The sequence below is a fragment of the Bradyrhizobium sp. WD16 genome (assembly GCF_024181725.1).
Classification (GTDB): Bacteria; Pseudomonadota; Alphaproteobacteria; order Rhizobiales; family Xanthobacteraceae; genus Bradyrhizobium_A.
On record NZ_CP028908.1, the window covers coordinates 1344171 to 1363548 of the forward strand.

13 protein-coding genes are annotated in these 19378 nt (G+C 67.6%); 7 read left to right on the plus strand and 6 right to left on the minus strand.

The window, feature by feature from the left end; translation table 11 throughout:
* Positions 1–4: 4 nt before the first annotated feature.
* The gene (locus tag DB459_RS06270; RefSeq protein ID WP_253712048.1) at positions 5–1636 is read right to left on the minus strand and encodes a glycosyltransferase family 39 protein; all 1632 of its coding nucleotides are present in this window, start codon (positions 1634–1636) and stop codon (positions 5–7) included.
* A gap of 197 nt (positions 1637–1833) precedes the next feature.
* On the opposite strand from DB459_RS06270, the gene lepA reads away from it, so the two are divergent.
* Entirely contained in the window at positions 1834–3639 is a 1806-nt protein-coding gene (lepA, locus tag DB459_RS06275) for a translation elongation factor 4 (RefSeq protein ID WP_253712049.1), read from the plus strand.
* A gap of 125 nt (positions 3640–3764) precedes the next feature.
* On the opposite strand, the gene DB459_RS06280 is transcribed toward lepA, so the two are convergent.
* Complete coding sequence (locus DB459_RS06280) at positions 3765–5999, minus strand: bifunctional diguanylate cyclase/phosphodiesterase (RefSeq protein WP_253712050.1); 2235 nt, start codon at positions 5997–5999, stop codon at positions 3765–3767.
* A gap of 377 nt (positions 6000–6376) precedes the next feature.
* Between DB459_RS06280 and mepA the strand changes: the two genes are divergently transcribed.
* Entirely contained in the window at positions 6377–7324 is a 948-nt protein-coding gene (gene mepA, locus DB459_RS06285) for a penicillin-insensitive murein endopeptidase (protein WP_253712051.1), read from the plus strand.
* Here the strand turns inward: mepA and DB459_RS06290 are convergent.
* From DB459_RS06290 to DB459_RS06300, 3 genes are all read right to left on the minus strand, one after another.
* Positions 7307–8998 carry a methyl-accepting chemotaxis protein gene (locus tag DB459_RS06290; protein WP_253712052.1) on the minus strand — a complete coding sequence of 564 codons (1692 nt, stop codon included), beginning with the start codon at positions 8996–8998 and terminating at the stop codon, positions 7307–7309. The genes mepA and DB459_RS06290 overlap by 18 nt on opposite strands.
* Positions 8999–9114: 116 nt before the next feature.
* A complete protein-coding gene (locus DB459_RS06295) occupies positions 9115–11133 on the minus strand; it encodes a bifunctional diguanylate cyclase/phosphodiesterase (protein WP_253712053.1) in 2019 nt (672 codons plus the stop codon).
* Positions 11134–11311: 178 nt separating this feature from the next.
* A complete protein-coding gene (locus tag DB459_RS06300; RefSeq protein WP_253712054.1) occupies positions 11312–12064 on the minus strand; it encodes a GntR family transcriptional regulator in 753 nt (250 codons plus the stop codon).
* A gap of 253 nt (positions 12065–12317) precedes the next feature.
* Here DB459_RS06300 and DB459_RS06305 point away from each other — a divergent pair, with 253 nt between their 5' ends.
* From DB459_RS06305 to DB459_RS06325, 5 genes are read left to right on the plus strand one after another with little or no spacing between them, the layout of a single operon-like run.
* Positions 12318–13466 carry an ABC transporter ATP-binding protein gene (locus DB459_RS06305; protein ID WP_253712055.1) on the plus strand — a complete coding sequence of 383 codons (1149 nt, stop codon included), beginning with the start codon at positions 12318–12320 and terminating at the stop codon, positions 13464–13466.
* Positions 13459–14409 (plus strand): carbohydrate ABC transporter permease, encoded by a 951-nt coding sequence (locus DB459_RS06310; protein ID WP_253712056.1) that lies wholly within the window; start codon positions 13459–13461, stop codon positions 14407–14409. Before DB459_RS06305 ends, DB459_RS06310 begins: the two co-directional genes overlap by 8 nt.
* On the plus strand, positions 14406–15266 hold the full coding sequence (locus DB459_RS06315) for a carbohydrate ABC transporter permease (RefSeq protein WP_253712057.1): 861 nt from the start codon (positions 14406–14408) through the stop codon (positions 15264–15266). Before DB459_RS06310 ends, DB459_RS06315 begins: the two co-directional genes overlap by 4 nt.
* A gap of 37 nt (positions 15267–15303) precedes the next feature.
* Positions 15304–16560 carry an ABC transporter substrate-binding protein gene (locus tag DB459_RS06320; protein WP_253712058.1) on the plus strand — a complete coding sequence of 419 codons (1257 nt, stop codon included), beginning with the start codon at positions 15304–15306 and terminating at the stop codon, positions 16558–16560.
* A 41-nt stretch (positions 16561–16601) separates the two neighbouring features.
* Positions 16602–17705, plus strand: a complete 1104-nt coding sequence (locus DB459_RS06325) for a TauD/TfdA family dioxygenase (RefSeq protein ID WP_253712059.1) — start codon at positions 16602–16604, stop codon at positions 17703–17705.
* A 211-nt stretch (positions 17706–17916) separates the two neighbouring features.
* On the opposite strand, the gene DB459_RS06330 is transcribed toward DB459_RS06325, so the two are convergent.
* Positions 17917–19359: an ATP-binding protein gene (locus DB459_RS06330; RefSeq protein ID WP_253712060.1), complete on the minus strand. Its 1443-nt coding sequence runs from the start codon at positions 19357–19359 to the stop codon at positions 17917–17919.
* Between the last annotated feature and the right edge of the window lie 19 nt (positions 19360–19378).

A 19378-nucleotide genomic window follows, 5' to 3' on the forward strand; every position in this document is an offset into this window, starting at 1 on the left:
CTCGTCACCGGGCCGCGACGGCCGGCGGCACGAGATAGACCTTCCACACCATCTGCGGCCCCGCCTCGCCATGGAAGAAGCGCCGGGCGCTCACGTCGAGTCGCTCGGCGTTGGCGGCGTTCTGCGCCATCCAGCGCTCGCATTCCGGCAGGCGGCTGTCGGTGGTGTCGCAAATGCCGATAAAGCCGCGCCGCTTCGCCTCGGCGAGCGAGGTCAGCCCCGACGACCAGACCTCCCCGGGGGTGAAGGTCACCGGGTGATCGGGGCTGTAGAAGGTCATCAACGCGCCGACCTCGGTGGTCCCGGCCACCACCGCCCAGCGGGAGTGGAAGCGCTGGTGCCAGGCCTCGGTCAGCCTCGGCGCGAATTGCGAGGTCGGATTGGCCATCGAGCCGACCTCGGGCTCCGGCTTCACCGACATCTCCGCCAGCCAGGGCGAACCCGCCAGGGCGACGAGGGTCAAGGCCAGCCAGATCGCCGCGAGCCGCACCAGCACGATGCGCTGCACGCCGAGGAACGGCACCGCCAGCACCGCGAGCGGCACCAGGAAGAACAGCGGAATCCCCCAGTCGGTCTTGATGTAGATGCCGAGCGCCGCGGCGCCGAGCGGCGGCAGCACCGCGAGGGCGGCCTGGATGGTCCAGACATTGCGCGCCTGGCTGACGTCGACGCTGCCGGCGGCCGGACGCCACAGCACCGCATGCCGCATCATGTCGAGCGGCGTGTCCCGCAGCACATGCCGCAGCGGCCGCCAGCGCAGCGCCACCGCGAGCGCTGCGAGCGGCACGAGCAGCAAGGCGATGTTGTGGCCGAGATAATGCAGGGCGAATTCCGCGCCGGCGAGGCGCGAGGGCAATTCATAGACGTCGCCGGCATAGACCAGCGGCGCGAAATCGACCCGCACCAGCCAGACCAGATGCGGCGCCATGCCGGCGAGGAAAACCGCAACCGCGACCCACGGCGCCGGCGAGCGCAGGAAGGCGAGGCGCGCCGGATGGGCGAGCGCCGCGATGCCGACCGCGCCGATCACGGTGACCGCCCAGTATTTCGTCATCATGCCGGCGACCGCGGCGAGGCCGAGCCAGAAGCCCGAGACGGCGCTGCGCTTCTCGAAGGCGTGGAGATAGGCGAGGACGATCAGCGGCAGGGTGACGAGCTGGAGCAGGTCGGCGTTGTACTTGAAGCCCTTGAAATTGAAGATCGGGTAGATCGCCAGCAACAGCACGGTAACGGCGGCGCGGCGCGCATCGACGACGCGGCGGGCGATCAGCCAGCACACCACGAGGCTGACGCCGAGGATCGCCATGGCCAGCGCATAGGCCGACCAGTCGCGGACCGGGAAGGCCCAGAACCACACCCCGGCGAGCCAGCCCGACAGCGGCGGGTGCTTGCCGTAGCCCAGCAGGAACTGCTGCCCCCAGCCGAACGCCTCGGCGACGTCCATATGGACGTCCTGCGCCGCCTTCTGCGCCACCAGGATCAGCGTCCAGAGCACCGCGTGGGCGGTCGCGAACCACAGCACGGCGGCCGGCGCGGTGCGCGCCGACGTGAAAAGGCGAACGAGGCCGGCCGCGAGCCGGCGCAAACCGCCTGCCCGGCGCGCCGGTCTGATCGTCACCGACTGAACCTGTGTCATGGCCCTCCCGCCCGTCGCGCCGCCCGTCCGCCGCGCCGGGAGAATCCGCCACCGCCGGCCGTTGCGCAACCCGCCGCGTGGCGGACAGAGCGCGTCATTGCGGCCAAATTGCCGCCGTTCCGCCGTCCCCGGCACGACGCTGCGGAATGGCGGCAAGGCGGTTGCCGCATAGCGGCACGGATGCTAATCCCGCCGCCATGGCGCGCACCCCGATCCCCAATATCCGCAACTTCTCCATCGTCGCCCATATCGACCATGGCAAGTCGACCCTGGCCGACCGCCTGATCCAGACCACCGGCGGGCTGGCCGAGCGGGAGATGAAGGAGCAGGTGCTCGATTCCATGGACATCGAGCGCGAGCGCGGCATCACCATCAAGGCGCAGACGGTCCGGCTGAACTACCACGCCAAGGACGGCAAGGATTACGTGTTCAACCTGATGGACACGCCCGGCCATGTCGACTTCGCCTACGAGGTCAGCCGCTCCCTCGCCGCCTGCGAGGGCTCGCTGCTGGTGGTCGATGCCAGCCAGGGGGTCGAGGCCCAGACCCTCGCCAACGTCTATCAGGCGCTCGACAACAACCACGAGATCGTCCCGGTCCTCAACAAGATCGACCTGCCCGCCGCCGAGCCGGACAAGATCAAGCAGCAGATCGAGGACGTCATCGGCATCGACGCCTCCGATGCGGTGATGATCTCGGCCAAGACCGGGCTCGGCATCGGCGACGTGCTGGAAGCCATCGTCAACCGCCTGCCGCCGCCCAAGGGCGACCGCGAGGCGCCGCTGACCGCGCTGCTGGTCGACAGCTGGTACGACGTCTATCTCGGCGTCGTCGTCCTGGTGCGGATCGTCGACGGCGTGCTGCGCAAGGGCCAGCGCATCCGGATGCTCGGCACCAACGCCGCCTACGACGTCGAGCGCGTCGGCTATTTCACTCCGAAGATGACCCAGGTCGAGGAGCTCGGCCCGGGCGAGATCGGCTTCATCACCGCGGCCATCAAGGAAGTGGCGGATACCCGCGTCGGCGACACCATCACCGACGACCGTCGCCCCGTTGCGGAAATGCTGCCGGGCTTCAAGCCGGCGATCCCGGTGGTGTTCTGCGGCCTGTTCCCGGTCGACGCCGACGATTTCGAGACCCTGCGCGCCGCCATGGGCAAGCTGCGGCTCAACGACGCCAGCTTCTCCTTCGAGATGGAGACCTCGGCCGCGCTCGGCTTCGGCTTCCGCTGCGGCTTCCTCGGCCTCCTGCATCTCGAGATCATCCAGGAGCGGCTGCAGCGCGAGTTCAATCTCAACCTGATCGCCACGGCGCCTTCGGTGATCTACAAGATGCGGCTGACCGACGGCAGCGAAATCGAGATCCACAACCCGGTGGACATGCCGGACGTGGTCAAGATCGCCGAGATCCAGGAGCCGTGGATCGAGGCCACCATCCTGACGCCGGACGAGTATCTCGGCAGCGTGCTCAAGCTCTGCCAGGACCGCCGCGGCAACCAGAAGGAGCTGACCTACGTCGGCTCCCGCGCCATGGTGAAATACGAGCTGCCGCTCAACGAAGTGGTGTTCGACTTCTACGACCGGCTGAAATCGGTCTCGAAGGGCTACGCCTCGTTCGACTACCATCTCACCGACTACCAGCCCGCCGATCTCGTCAAGATGCAGATCCTCGTCAACAACGAGCCGGTCGACGCGCTGTCGATGCTGGTGCATCGCACCCGGGCCGAAGGCCGCGGCCGCGCCATGGTCGAGAAGATGAAGGAGCTGATTCCGCCGCACATGTTCCAGATCCCGATCCAGGCGGCGATCGGCGGCAAGGTGATCGCCCGCGAGACGGTGCGCGCGCTGCGCAAGGACGTCACCGCCAAGTGCTATGGCGGCGACATCACGCGCAAGCGCAAGCTGCTGGAGAAGCAGAAGGAAGGCAAGAAGAAGATGCGGCAGTTCGGCAAGGTCGACATCCCGCAGGAAGCCTTCATCGCCGCCCTCAAGGTCGACAGCTGAGGCGGCGGTTTAGGTCGCCGACAACCGAGCGACTCTCAGATTTTCGTCATGGCCGGGCTCGTCCAGGCTCGTCCCGGCCATGACGACGGAGGTGTTGCGAGCGTCGACTGCGGTTGGCGAAGTCCTCACGCCATCAGGATCGGCCCTGGAGCGGCGATCGGCGCCGGCCGCGCGCCGCGCTGGGCGGCGAGCAGTTCGACGATCTCGTCGTTCGGCCGCGCCCTGCTGAACAGGAAGCCCTGGCCTTCGTGACACCCCTCGCTGCGCAGGCAGGCGAGCTCGGCCTCGGTCTCCACCCCTTCCGCGGTGATGGTGACGCCGAGGCCGCGGCCGAGACTGATGATCGAGCGGACGATTGCCTGGGCGTCGCGATTGCCGCCGAGGTCACGGACGAAGGACTGGTCGATCTTGATCTTGTCGAAGGGAAAGCTGCGCAGATAGCTCAGCGACGAGTAGCCGGTGCCGAAATCATCCATCGAGATGCGCACCCCGAGCGCGCGCAGCGCATGGAGCGTCGAGATCACGTCGTCGCTTTTCTCCAGCAGCAGCGTCTCGGTGATTTCCAGCTCCAGCCGCTTCGGCGACAGGCCGGTCTGCTTGAGCGCATCGGTGACGCTGGAAAACAGGTTGCCGATCCGGAACTGGGCCGAAGACAGGTTGACGGCGACGCGCACGTCGTCGGGCCAGGTCGCGGCATCGGTGCAGGCGCGGCGCAGGATCAGCGAGCCGACCGCATTGATCAGGCCGGTTTCCTCGGCCACCGGAATGAACTCTCCCGGCGAGATCATGCCCCGTTCCGGATCAGGCCAGCGCACCAGCGCCTCGAAGCCGGTGATCCGGCCGGAGCGCAGATCGACCAGCGGCTGGTAATAGGGCCGCAGCAGGCCGCGGTCGATCGCCGCCCGCAGCTCGGTCTCGATCCGCCGCCGCGCCTGGGCGCTGGCGTCCATGCCTTTTTCGAAGAAGCTGTAGTTGCCGCGCGACTCCCGCTTGGCGCGCGACAGGGCCATGTCGGCATTCTTCAGCAGCCGCTCGGCGTCGTCGCCGTCGCCCGGCGCCAGCGCGATGCCGACGCTCGCCTGGATCACCACCGACTGCTGCTGCAGCACGTAAGGCTGGCTGACGACGTCGAGCAGGCGCTTGGCCAGCATCACCGCATCCTCGAAGCGCCCGAGCTGCGCCTGCACGATGGCGAATTCGTCGGAGCCGAGGCGGGCGACGACATCCTCATCGCGCAGCGACGAGCGCAGCCGCTTGCTGACATTGCGCAGCAGCTCGTCGCCGATATCGTGGCCGAGCGTATCGTTGATGATCTTGAAGTTGTCGAGGTCGAGAAACAGAACGGCGGTGCGCTCGGCGCCGCGGCGGCCGCGGGTCAGGATCTCGTCGAGCCGCCGGCGCAGCAGGTTGCGGTTGGGCAGGCCGGTGAGGCCGTCGTGCTGGGCAATGAAATTCAGCCGCTCCTCGGCCCGCTTGCGCTCGGTGATGTCGATCAGGGCGAGCAGGACCACCGGCTCGCCGTCGTTGATCAGGTGGCGCGAATAGATCGCGATGTCGATCAGCGTGCCGTCGGCCTTGACGTGCTTCCAGGTCCGGCCGCTGCCGATGTCGGCCTCGTGCCGCTCGAGCCAGGGCAGATCGGTCTCGAAGGCCTGGATCTGCTGCAGCGTCAGCCGCTCGAACTCGGCGCGCTCGTAGCCGTAATGGGCGATGGCCGCGTCGTTGACGCTGAGGATCTTGGCGTCGATCGGATCGCAGACGATCATCGGCACCGGATTGCCCTCGAACAGCAACCGGAACGAGGCTTCGCGCTGCTTCAGCTCGGTGATGTCGACCCGCAGGCCGATGACGCCGCCGTCGCTGGTCAGCCGCTCCTCGATCAGGATGCAGCGGCCGTCGGCGAGGATCTGCTCGTGGCGGCCATCGGGCCGCTCGAGCTTGCGCAGCCGCTCCTGCAGCCATTCCTCTTCGCGGCCCGCCGCCTCGACATAATCGCCGCGCGCCACGCCGACCCGCAAGGTGTCCTCGAGCCTCGCACCGGGGACGAACAGGTCGGCGGTGCGACGATAGATTTCGGCGTATTTCTTGTTCCAGAGGATGTAGCGTCCCTCGCGGTCGAGGAAGACGATGCCCTCGGGCAAAAGGTCGATCGCTTCGCGCAGCCGCTCATGGGCGCGCTGGGCCTCGGCGACCGCGGCGGCGGCTTCCTCGCGCATGCGTGCGACATCGTCGGCCGGCGCGCCACGGTCCGGGGGCCGGAGTTTGGGCGCAGCGCGCAATGTCCGGCGCGCAGCGGCCTGGCCACGTCCGTCCCTGCGCTTGACCTTGCCTTGTTGTTTATGTCGACGCTTCTTCAGCATCCAAGCTCCGCCCGAGAATTCGTCATACTTATGGGGCCAAGTCTCTGAAAAAACGGTATCTTGCCGGAGGTTCCCGGGATGATCCGGCAGTTTGTGCAGAATAGTGCCTCGGCCGGCATGCCCAACGACAAGGCAGAGGCCGCAGCGTCGACAAGTCGAAACTACACGCCTTCGTATAAAATCTAGGCGACAGGATCCACTCCAGCTGCGGTCTGCGGCCTCGTGTCGCCGAAACCACCGCCGGCTGCCCAAGAATCCACCGTCCCTGACACCCGTGATTAGAATTTGCGCCATGACGAGGGATGGTTAACGGTGCCTTGCGTGAGGCTCCGCGTTGGAAACGGGACACGAGCGTCGTGGGCGCTATAATGACCGACATGAATCGGACCCTGATTCTGCTCGGCATCATCGCCGCCGCCCTGGCGCCACGGCCTTCCGCGGCCCAGGACAAGGGCACGCTCGATCCCAGGCCGCTGCCTGCGCTGGTCCATCCTGACGATCCCAAGACGGCGGCGAAGGAGCTGTTCGGCCGCAAGACCGCGCCCGCCGCGCTGCCGCCCCGCCCCATCGGCTTCTACGCCAAGGGATGCCTCGCCGGCGCCGAAGCATTGCCGATCACCGGCCCGAGCTGGCAGGTGATGCGGCTGTCGCGCAACCGCAACTGGGGCGCGCCGCAGCTGGTGACGATGCTGGAGCGGCTGTCGGCGGCGGCGCGCAAGGCGGCGGGCTGGCCCGGCCTGCTGGTCGGCGACATGTCGCAGCCGCGCGGCGGACCGATGCTGACCGGCCATGCCAGCCACCAGATCGGCCTCGACGCCGACATCTGGCTGACGCCGATGCCGAGCCGGCTGCTGTCACGCAACGAGCGCGAGGAGATGTCGGCGACCAATGTGGTGGCGACGAACCGCCTCGATGTCGATCCCAGGGTCTGGACGCCGGGCCATCTCGCCGTGATCCGCGCCGCGGCGGAGGAGCCGCAGGTCGAGCGCATCTTCGTCAATGCCGCGATCAAGAAGGCGCTCTGCCGCGAGGCCAAGGGATTTCGCGGCTGGCTCGCCAAGGTGCGGCCGATGTACGGCCACGACTATCATTTTCATGTCCGGATGAAGTGTCCGGCGGGCGATACCGCATGCACCGCCCAGGACCCGCCGCCCGAAGGCGAGGGCTGCGGCCACGAGCTCGACTACTGGTTCACCGACAAGGTGCTGCATCCCAAGCCGTCGCCGCTGCCGCCCAAACCCAAGCCGCCTTTGACCATGGCGGACCTGCCGAGCACGTGCCGCGAGGTGCTGACGTCACCCTCGGGATCAGGCAGCGCGGACTGAGGCGAGAAAGCCCTCCACCTCGCGCTTGAGACGTGCGCTTTCCACCGACAGGGACTGCGCCGCGGACAGCACCTCCCCCGAGGCGGAGCCGGTTTCGCTCGCGCCCTGCTGCACGTCGACGATGTTGGAGGCGACCTGCTCGGTGCCGCGGGCGGCTTCCTCGACGTTGCGCGCGATCTCCTGGGTGGCGGCGCCCTGCTCCTCGACCGCGGAGGCGATGGTCGCCGAAATTTCCGACATCCGGCCGATGGTCTCGCCGATCGCCTTGATGGCCTCGACCGACTCGTCCGTCGCCCCCTGAATGCCGGCGATCTGCTGGCTGATCTCGCCCGTGGCCCTGGCGGTCTGTTCGGCGAGCGCCTTGACCTCGGTGGCGACCACGGCGAAACCGCGGCCGGCCTCCCCGGCACGCGCCGCCTCGATGGTGGCGTTGAGCGCAAGCAGGTTGGTCTGGCCGGCGATGGTGTTGATCAATTCGACGACGTCGCCGATCCGCGCGGCGGCGCGGGCGAGTTCGGCAACCCGGTCATTGGTCCTGCGCGCCTGCTCCACCGCCTCACCGGCGATGCGCGCCGAGGCCTGCACCTGGCGGCCGATCTCGTCGATCGAGGAGCCCATCTCCTCCGTCGCCGAGGCGACCGACTGCACATTGGCCGAGGCCTGCCCGGAGGCTGCCGCAACCGAGGCGGCGAGCTGCTGGGAATGTTCGGCCGTCGCCGTCAGCGTGCTCGCCGACGACTCGAGCTGGGTCGAGGCCGACGACACCATGTTGACGATCTCACCGACCGCCGCTTCGAACTGCCGGGTGATGGTATCGACCCGATGGCCGCGTTCGATCTTGGCCTCGGCCTCGACCGCAACCCTCTCGTCCGCCGCCTTCTTGGCGATCAGCGCATCCTTGAAGATCTGCAGCGCCCGCGCGATCGAACCGATCTCGGTGTTTTCGCCGCGATGGGGCACGTCCGTCGTCAGGTCGCCGGCGCCGATCGCCTGCATCGGCGCGACGATCGAGGCGATGCCGCGCGAGACGTCGCGCACGAGATAGATCGCCAGCAGGATGCCGCTCAGCGCCGCCGCGGCGATGAGCACCAGCATGGTCGCCAGCCCGGCCGCGTAGCTCGCACCGGCATCGACACCCGCCGTCTCGGCGCCCTTGTCGTTGAGGGCGATGTCCTTGGCCAGCACCGCGTCGGCCTTGGCGCCGATCGGACTGATGGTCTCGCTGCCGAGCTGGTACGCCTCGCGCGCAACCCTGCCCGCCGCCTCGCGGGACAGCTTGAGCACCGGCTCGGCGCCCGCCTTGTAGGCCGTCCACAGCCTGGCCCATTCGTCATAGAGCGCGCGCTCCTCGGGGCTGGTAATCAGCTTCTCGTAGTCGGCCTGGATCTTCACGCCGCGCTCGGCGATGCCGGCCATCATCTTCTCGACCGCGAGCTTGTCCTCGGATGTCTCGGACAGAATGTGCCTCAGCAGCCCGGCGCGATGGCTCAAGGTGGCGGCGCGAAGCTCGCCGAGCACCCGGACGCTGGGCAGCCAGTTGGTCTGGATGTCGACAGTGTTGCCGTTGATGGAGCGCATCTGGTGGACGGCGAACAGGCCGATCGCGAGCACGGCGACCAGCAGGACCAACACCACCCCGGTGATCTTGGCGCGGATGGAAAAGCGAGCAAACATGGCAACCCTCAAAATAACCGGCTAAGCCTTAGGAACAAACGGTAGTTCAACCGGGTAAAATGAGTATGAACGCCGATCGCCGCGGGACTGCATCGGGCGTCTTTCGAGCTCGCGGTTCAGACAATCGCCCCGTGGGCCGCCGCCGCGGCCAGCGCCGATTTCTGCGCCTCCCTCGCCAGATAACCCGCTACCGCATCGGCCGGCATCGGCTTGGCAAAATAATAGCCCTGGATCAGGTCGCAGCCGAGCCGGCGCAGGCTGTCGAGCTGCTCCCTGGTCTCGACGCCCTCGGCGACGCACGTAAGGTCCATGTCGGCGCACAGGCTGGCCAGCGACTTGACGATCTTGTTGCTCACCGCATTGTCGTTGATGTCGGCGACGAAGCTGCGGTCGATCTTGATCTTGTCGAGCGGCAGGCAGTGCACGTGGCTGAGCGATGAATAGCCGGTGCCGAAATCGTCCAGCGAAACGCCGCAGCCGATGGTCTTGAGCGCCGTCACCGCCTGCTGCGCCTGGGCGAAATCGAATGCCACCGCGGTTTCGGTGATCTCGAAGTCGATGCGCCGCGGCGGCACCCCGCTGCCGTGGACCGTCGCGATCAATTGCAGCACGCCGTCCGGCGAGCAGATGTCCTGCGCGGAGAGATTGAACGACATCCGGATGTGGTCCGGCCAGGTCTTCACCGCCGCAAGGGCCTTCTCCAGCAGCACCTGGGTCAGGGAGCCGATCAGGCCGACGCGCTCGGCGGCAGGGATGAAATCCCCCGGCGACACCGGGCCGAGCTTGGGATTGTTCCAGCGCGCCAGCACCTCGAAGGCCTCGGTGCGCTCGGTCGCGGCGTCGACGATCGGCTGAAACGCCAGCGACATCTCCGCCCCGAGATCGGCGGCCTGCAGCAGATGTTCGATGATGCCGCGGCTGCGGATCTGGGCCTCGTGCTCCGCCGAGAAGATCACGGCATGGCCGCGCTGGTGCCGCTTGGCATGGTAGAGCGCGTAATCGGCGCATTCATACAACGCCTCCTCGGTATCGGCTGCCGACGGATAGAGCGCGAAGCCGATCGAACAGGAGATCGCCGCATGGGCGCCGTCGAGCTGATAGGGCAGCCGCACCGGATCGCCGATCGCCCGCCCGAGCGCCAGCAGATCGTCTTCGGTCGGATCGCCGCAGATCACCAGGCCGAATTCGTCGCCGCCCAATCGCGCCAGCAGCACCCGGCAGGCGCAGAAGCCGGCGCAGGCCTCGGCGATCCGGCGCCCCGCCTCGATCAGCACCCGGTCGCCGACGGTGTGGCCATAGGTGTCGTTGACCGGCTTGAAGCCGTCGAGGTCGATGATCCCGACGGCCAGCCGCGTGCCGGCTGTTTCGGCCGCGGTGAAGGCGCCGTGGAGATCGGCGAAGAAGCGGCGCCGGTTCGGCAGTTCGGTCAGCGCATCGCGATTGGCGAGGTGGAAATTCTCGTCCGACAGAGCCTGGGTCTCAGCCTGCTTGGCGATCAGCGTCTTGCGGCTGGCGACGAGATCGGCGAAGTCGCGGTAATAGATGAACAGCACGGTGATCATCGCCGCCGAGACCAGTGCGTGATTGATGGCGACCGCCTTCAACGTCGGTTCGCCCTGAAGAAAGAAGAACACCACATAAGGCACGTTGACGACGAGCGTCACCCCGAGCGCCGCCGAGCGCAGATGCATCAGGCAGAAGATGCAGCCGATCACCGTGAGCGCGACATAGAAGGCCACCTGGCCCTTGGCGAAGGCGTCGCCATAGGGATAGAGGCTGAGCCCCCAGCAGACGAACGACGCCGCCAGCACGACGCCCAGCCGATTGGTCAGCCGCAGATAGCGCAGCACCTCCTCGTCCGAGCGCGGGACATCGCCCTGCTGCAGCCACCACACCATGCGGACGACGCAGAAGGCGCTCAAGGCCACGGGAATGGCGACGGATTGCCAGGCCGGTGCCAGCGGCGCGAAGGTGAAGCAGACCGCCAGCGAATTGGTGACCAGGATAAAGTAGAGCAGCGGCACCTGCTTGACGAACGCCTTGAACTGGGCGCGCATCAGGTCCGGGTTGTCATCGGGGATCCGAAACAACCGGCCCGCGGCGGCGGCTATCGACTTAACATTGGCAAGGCGCATCGAAGTCCCGCGTCCAATCGTGAAGACCCGACGACCCTAACGCCGACAGGTAAAGCCCACGTTAGGCGGGAATTTTCGGCAACGGGAGCGCAATACCGGCCGCGGAAAATTCAATGCGGCAACGGCGCCGCCGGTCATACACCGTTAGCCATGCCGACCGGCGGCGGCCGTCCGCCCGTCACAGCTTCAGCCGCAACTCGGCGACATCGCCGCGAAAACGCGTAATCGAGACCTCGACCGCGTCGCCGCTGTCCGGATCGATATTGACGCTGGTGGCGTAGAGCACCGAGGCGCCGCGCGGAATGCGCAGCATCCGGCAGTCGATGCTGCTGGCGCGGTCGGCGCCGATGATGCTCTCCTGACGCTGCGGCACGATGCCGGTGCGGCTGCGGATCCAGTCCTGGACCGAGCCGCCGGAAAAACCGGCCATGACCGCCCTGACATCGACCCCGAACAGGAGCTGGCGAATCCAGCACACCGGGTCGTCGCCGAGCAGGCGGATCGTGGTGACCTCGCCGGCCGGCCGCTCGGTGACGAGCTTGTCGCAGATCTGGCGGGCCTCGCGCGAGGGCGTCTCGGCCACCGCGACCAGCTGGGTGCGCGGGTCGAGCCCGGCCGCGATCGCCGAGGCGGTGAAGCTCGCATGGATCGCGACACGATGGCTGAGCCGCTTGCGGGTGACGGTCGAGCGGCCGCCCCATCGGGTGGCGATGACGCCGCTGCGGCTGAGCTCCTCCAGCGACCGGCGGATGGTGTTGCGATGGACGCCGAACTCGGCGGCGAGCGTGCGCTCCGACGGCAGGGGATCTCCCGGATCATACTGGTCGCGGATACGCCGCCGCAGCTCCCGTGCGATGTCGAGGTAGAGCGTGCGCTCCTTCGGGCCGGTCGTGGTCTCGTCCGGTTGTCGCTGGATCGATTGTCGCTGCATCATGTGCGCCTTGTCGCGATGGACCTCTGACACAGAGGTCCGGCACGCCATAGCCGCAATCTGCGACAGTCGTATTGCACGAGGCGCGACCGGCTCCGCCTGTGCACAACTGGTCTGTATCAGTTCAGCGGTCCTGGCGACGGCGAGCTCTTGATTTTCAGGTCTTCCGACAATCGTCATCCACTCATTACAAAATAGACACGCCGCTGTCGCCGGCCCCGGCTAACACGCCCGCATCGCATGGGGGTGCCAGGTGTCGCGGCTCGATATTGTCGGAGTATCCAAATCCTTCGGCGCGGCGCCGGTGCTGCGCGGCGTCGACCTGACCATCGCCCGCGGCGAATTCCTGACCCTGCTCGGCCCCTCGGGCTGCGGCAAGACGACGTTGCTGCGGATCATCGCCGGCCTCGTCACCCCGGACAGCGGCGACGTCCTCGCCGACGGCGCCTCGATGCTGCGCACGCCGGCGGAAGACCGCCAGCTCGCCATGGTGTTCCAGAACTACGCGCTCTATCCGCATCTCACCGTCGGCGAGAACATCGCCCTGCCGCTGCAGATGCGGCGAATGACCCGGCTACAGCGCGCCACCGCCCGCCTTCGCCTGTCGCCGCGCCTCAAGGCCGTGCAGCGCCAGATCGACGACGAGGTGCGCGCCATGGCCGCGAGCCTCGACCTTGCCGCCCAGGTGCAGCGCTATCCGGCCGAACTGTCCGGCGGCCAGCGTCAGCGCGTCGCCCTCGGCCGGGCTTTGGTGCGCAGGCCGCGGCTTCTCCTGATGGACGAACCGCTCTCCAGCCTGGACGCCCAGCTGCGCGTCCAGCTGCGCTCCGAATTGACCGCTCTGCACCGCGCCACGGGGGCGACTTTCATCTTCGTCACCCATGATCAGGCCGAGGCGATGACCATGTCCGACCGCATCGCGGTCGTGCTCGAGGGCGCCATCGCCCAGGTCGCCTCGCCCGCCGAGCTCTACGACAATCCCTGTTCGCTGGGCGTCGCCCGCTTCATCGGCACGCCGCGGATCAACACCATCCCTGTGCGCGTCGGCCCGGACGGCTGGCTGCGGATCGGCGGACACAGCCTCGGGCAGCTCGATGCGACGTCGGGCGGACGGGCGCTCACCGCCGCGGTCCGCCCCGAGCATGTCGCCCTCGGCCGCGCCCATGGCCATTTCGCCGGCTGTGTCGTCGAGGTCGAACATCTCGGTTACGAGCGGCTGGTCCATGTCGAGACCGCGCTGGCGCGGATCATCGTGCGGATGACCGCCGACCAGGGCCCGGCGCCGCGCAACGGCGACGAGGTCGGCCTGCGCATCGACGACAGCCGCCTGCTGCTGTTCGACGGCGACGGCCGGCGTATCCAGGCGACGCCGCTGTCGCGTCCGGCGCCGTCCTATGCCTGAGCTCGTCGTCACATCCACGGCGCCGGCCGTCGCCGCGATCCGTAGCCGCCGCGTCGCCGTGCCGCTCGGCGAGAAGCTGCGGCGCATCCAGGGCGCGCTGATGGCCCTGCCGGCGGCCGTGCTGCTGGCGGCCTTCGTCCTCGTGCCGCTCGCGGCGGTGATCGCCATCGCCTTCACCGACTACCAGATGGGCCAGCCGCGCATCGGCTTCGTCGGGCTGCGCAACTTCGCCGAGCTCTTTACCGACCGCCCCTTCCTCGCCGCCGTCGGCAACAGCTTCATCTACGTCGCCATCGTCGTGCCGCTGACCATCGCGCTCGGCCTTTGCGTCGCCCTGCTGGTCGATGGCCTCGGCCACGGCCGCACGTTCTACCGCACCGTCTATTTCCTGCCCTCGATCGTGGCGCTCGCCGCATCGAGCGTCGCCTGGCAGATGATTCTGCACCCGACCAACGGCCTCCTCAACCAGACGCTGGCGCTGGTCGGCATCGCCGGCCCCAACTGGCTGAAAGATCCGGACTGGGCGCTGCCGGCGCTGGCGCTGATCGGCGTCTGGGAACGCCTCGGCTTTACCGCGGTGTTCTATCTCGCTGCGCTCTCCGACATGCCGCCGCAGCTCGGCGAGGCGGCGCGGATCGACGGCGCCGGCCGACCATGGGACCGCTTCTGGCTGGTGGTCTGGCCGCATCTGCGGCCGATGACCCTGTTCCTCACCGTCACCGCCAGCATCCATGCCTTCCAGGCCTTCGAGACGGTCGCGATCCTCACCCAGGGCGGACCGCAACGGTCGACCCAGCTGCTGCTCTACACCATCTATCAGGAGGCCTTCGTCTTCTTCCGCACCAGCTACGCCGCCACCGCGACGCTGGTCCTCCTTTTGATTCTCGTCGCCTTCAGCGCGATGCAGTTCAAATCGCTGCGGCACAGGAGCGGCGCGGCATGACCATGGGCCTCGTTCCGAACGGCGCCGAGGCGGGCGGCCAAAGCCGCCAATGGCTGCGCCACGCCGCGCTCAGCGCCGGCGCCATCATCATCGTCGCCCCGTTCGTCTGGGCGATGGCGATCTCGATCCGGCCGCCCGAGGAGATCTTCACCCGCGGATTGCAGCTCCTGCCGCACAGCCTCGCCATCGCCCGCAACTACGGCAAGGCCCTGACCCAGATGCCGCTGCTGCACTTCCTCGCCAACGGCCTCTTCGTCTGCGCCGCGATCCTGATCGGCCAGCTCGTGGTGCTGCTGCCCTGCTCCTATGCGCTCGCCAAGCTCGACTTCGCCGGCCGCAAGGCGCTGTTCGCCCTCGTCGTCGTCGGCCTGATGGTGCCGGCCACCGCGCTATCGCTGCCGCTGTTCCTGCTGGTCAGCGCCGCCGGCCTGATCGATTCCTATGCCGGCCTGGTGCTGCCCTGGACCATCTCCTGTCTCGGGATCTTCCTGCTGCGCCAGGTCTTCGCGAAAGTTCCCGACGAGATCGTCGAGGCGGCGCGACTCGACGGCCTCGGCGAGATCGAGATCCTGATCCGCATCATGCTGCCGATGGCGCTGCCCGCGGTCGGCGCCTTCAGCATCTTCTCCTTCGTGCGCCACTGGAACGACCTGCTCTGGCCCTCGGTGGTGGTGCGCTCGCTCGACAAGGCGACGCCGCCCTACGGCGTCATGCTGTTCCAGAGCGAGGAGGCCGGCTCCGACTACGGCGCGCTGATGGCCGGCACCGTGATCATCGCCCTGCCGATGATCATCGCCTTCGTCGCCGCCCACAAGCGCTTCATCGATGGCGTCTCGCTCGGAGGCGCCCGCCGGTGATCCCTCACCTTCAAACCCCGACCAGCAAGGATCGACCATGCGCCGACTATTCCTCGGCTTCTGCGCCGCGCTCGCCTTCTCCGCCGCCGCCCGCGCCGCGCCCACCGAGATCAATGTGCTCTACGGCCTGCCCTGGCTGTTCAAGGACGCCCAGGAGACCATCGCCAGCGATTTCATGGCCGAGCACCCCGAGATCAGGATCAATCTGCTGGCGCCGGTCAAATCCTATGAAGAAGTGATGACCGCGGTGCTGCGCGGCGCGGCGGCGGGCACCCTGCCGGACGTCGCCTTCTGCGGCACCAACCTGATGGGCGTCGCGGTCGACCGCAATCTCGCCGTGCCGCTCGACGACTTCATCAAGGCCGATTCCGACTTCGACAAGCAGGGCTACATTCCGGCGATGCTCGCCACCAGCGTGGTGCGGGGCAGGCAATACGGCATGCCGTTCGCGCTGTCGACGCCGATCGCCTATTACAACCTCGACATCGTGCGCCGCGCCGGCGGCGACGCCGACCACCTGCCCACGACCTGGCCCGAGGTGATCGCGCTCAGCGAGAAGATCAACAAGCTCGGCGACGGCAGCCGCAGCGCCTTCATCCACTGGCAGACCACCGGCAACTATCTGTGGCAGGCGCTGCTGTTCACCCACGGTGGCAAGCTGCTCGACGACGCCGGCAGGCGCGTCGCCTTCAATTCGCCGCAGGGCCTCGCCGCCTTGAGCGTCCTGCACGACCTCGGCGCCACGGCGAAGATGCCGAACTTCAGCCGCGAGCAGGCCCGCCAGGATTTCACCGCCGGGCAGCTCGGCGTCCAGTTCTCCTCGTCGGCCGAGCTGACGCTGGTCACCAGGCAGATCGGCGGCAAGTTCGAGCTGCGCACGGCCCCCTTCCCGACGCCGCGGCCGGACGCGCCGATCGTCTCCGGCGGCGCCACCGCCATGATCTTCGCCAGGGACAAGGCGAAGCAGCAGGCGGCCTTCGCCTATCTCAAATTCCTCACCGGCGCCCACGCCCAGGCGATCATCGCCCGCCTCACCGGCTATCTGCCGAGCAACCAGATCGCCATCGATCGTCCCGGCCTACTCGGCGACTATTACGCCGCCAATCCCAATGCCCGTACCAGCCTGAGGCAACTGCCCCGCGCCACCGCCTGGGTCGGCTTTCCGGGCGACAACGCGCTGAAGATCATCGACGTCGTCAATGACGGCGTCGAATCCGTCGTGACCGGCAAGGCCGAGCCCAAGGCCGCGCTCGCCCGCATGGAAGCCGACGCCAATGCGCTGATGCCCAAATGATCCGCTGTCCACTGCCCAACCCCACCGCCGAGGAGATTGCCATGACTGCCGCCAGCGAGGAAAACGAGGTCGCCTACGCCCCCGGACCGATCGGGGGGCCGTTCGCCTGGAAGACCAGGGACCTGATGGCGAGCGAGCGCTGGATCCACCGTCTCGAGGCCGAGGACGTCGCCGAGATCGAGGCGGCGGTCGAGACGACGCGCCAGCGCGGCCTTTCCATCATCGACATCGCCCGCGAGGATTTCCCGCTGCCCGGCCTCGCCGCCAAGGTCCGCGCCATGCGCAAGGACATCCTCGAGCAATTCGGCTTCGCCTATCTGCGCGGCCTGCCGGTGCACAACTACGACCGCGAGACCCTGACCCGGATCTATTGGGGCCTGTCGCAGCAGATCGGCGAGCCGGTGGCGCAGAACCGTAACGGCCATCTGCTCGGCCACGTCATCGACATCGGCACCCCAGTCGACGACTACACCAAGCGCCTGACCCAGACCTCGGCCGGCCTCGCCTATCACTCCGATGCCGCCGACGTGGTCGGCCTCGTCTGCATCAACACCGCCATGGAAGGCGGCGAGAGCGCTCTGGTCAGCGGCATCGCCGTCCATGACGAGATGATGCGCCGCGATCCCGAGCTCTGCCACGCGCTCTATCATCCGCTCACCGTCGACCGCCGCGGCGAGATTCCCGCCGGCAAGCATCCCTGGATGCGGATGCCGGTGTTCAACTGGCATCGCGGCGCCTTCGTCGGCTACGCGCCGCTGCGCAACTATGTCGAATCGGCGCTGCGCTTCGAAGACGCGCCCAAGACCACCGAGTTGCAGTGGCGGGCCTTCCGCATGTTCCTCGAGATCTGCGAGGATCCGGAGTTCTCGATCCGCGTGCCGTTCGAGCCCGGCGACTTCCAGTATCTGCACAACCACGTCGTCTTCCACTCGCGCACCGACTTCCGCGACTGGCCGAACGCGCCGGAGAAGAAGCGCCATCTGATGCGGATCTGGCTGTCGCTGCCGGACGGCTTCGACCTGCCGGAGAGCATCGCCGAGCGCTGGATCAACATTGCCCGCGGCACCCGCCGCGGCGGCGTCAACATCCCCAGCCGCAAGGACCTCACCATCGTGCTCGAGCCGGAGACCCCGGCTTTCGCCTGAGATCGCTCCGAGCTGTCGGCTCCACGTTGACGGCCGAGGAGCCGACACGACCTCCGCCGTCATCGCCCGCTGCGTCATCCTGATACGAGCATCAGATCCACCGCACCAGGCCCCTCCGGACCAGCCGGAGGGTTACAGCAGAATATGCCGATGGCCGATGCCGCGTCATGCCCGCGCTTGTCGCGCGGGACCTGCCGCGCCGGCCGGACCATCACGCTTCGCTGTCTTCCTCCTCCCGCAGCGGCAGCGATACGGCGATCCGCGTTCCGCCCGCCGACCGCGTCTCGATCACCATCGTGCCGCCCAGCGCCTGCACTCGCTCGCTCATGCCGAGCAGGCCGACGCCGGAACTCGGCGCCGCAGCGTCAGGCTCGGCAGAGGCGGGCGCAGACGCCATTTCCGCAACTGGAATTCCGACGCCATTATCGTCGATCGTGATGTTCAATTGCGGCGCCCCGTCGAGCTCCGGGTCGGTGACGCCTGCATTTAAGCCCCATCCGAACTCCAGCCGGACCTCGCCCCACTCGGCATTCGCATGCCGGACGATGTTGGTCACCCCTTCCTGCACGATACGGTAGGCGGTGAAGGCGATCGCTTCGTCGAGAGACGACAGGTCGTGCGGCGACGTCAGCCGCAAGGCGACGTCCGGGTGGCTGAGCTTCCATGAGGCCAAGAGCGACTTCAGCGCCGGTTCAAGGCCGAGCTCGACCAGCCCTTGCGGTCGCAACCGGCCGAGCAATCCTCTGAACAGGGATTGCAGCGCTTCGCTCGCCTTGTCCATGATCGCGCTGATCTGACGAAGCCGGACGATCTGCGGCACAGGCTGGGAGACGACGTCCTGCAGCGCAGTTGCCGCCGCGCGGATCGAGAACAGGCAGGGCCCGGCTTCGTCATGGAGATCGCGGGCGATTTCCCGGCGTTCATTCTCCTGCAACGCGATCAGCTCGTTGACCAGCTTGCGGTTCTCGTCCTTGACGCGGTCAAGCGTGCTGGCGAGCGAGTTCAGCGCGCCCGAAATCTCCCTGAACTCCGAGGCGCCTTGCGGCGGGATCCGAATGCCATGCCGGCCTGCTTCGAGATCCGCCAGACCCGCCCGCAGCGCGCCGAGCGGCGCAAGGGAAAAGCGCACCAGGACCAGCACCAGGGCGAGGATCGCCAGCGCCACGCCGAGACTGACCGACGCCAGCCAGGTCATGTCCGACCAGATCTCCTGAAGTTCATCGAACGGATTGGAGATGATGGCGATGCGGCCATAGGCCCTGTTGCCGACAAGCACCGGAATCGTCGTCACCCGCGGCGAAACGCCGACGAGCCGGACGAACCATTCCGGGACGTCGTGACGCGCGCCATGCCTGATCTCCGACCAGCGGGCCGGCACCTCATGGTCCGCGGAAAGGATGACGATGTCGACGTGGCGAAGGCCGCCGAGACTCGCATAGAGCCGCTGAAGCGTCGGGATCGGATTCTCCGCCTCGGGAAGATTTGCAATTGTCGTCAGGACTAATTCCCGTGTCAGCCGCAGATTGCTTCCCGCCTCCGCGCGCACGCGAGGTCCGGCGCGAACCAGCTGAATCGAGATGTTGATCAACAGGGTCGAGATGAGCACTAGACCGACCAGCCAGCTCAATCTCGCCTTCAGAGACAGATTACCCATGAGGCGCCTTATGATGATT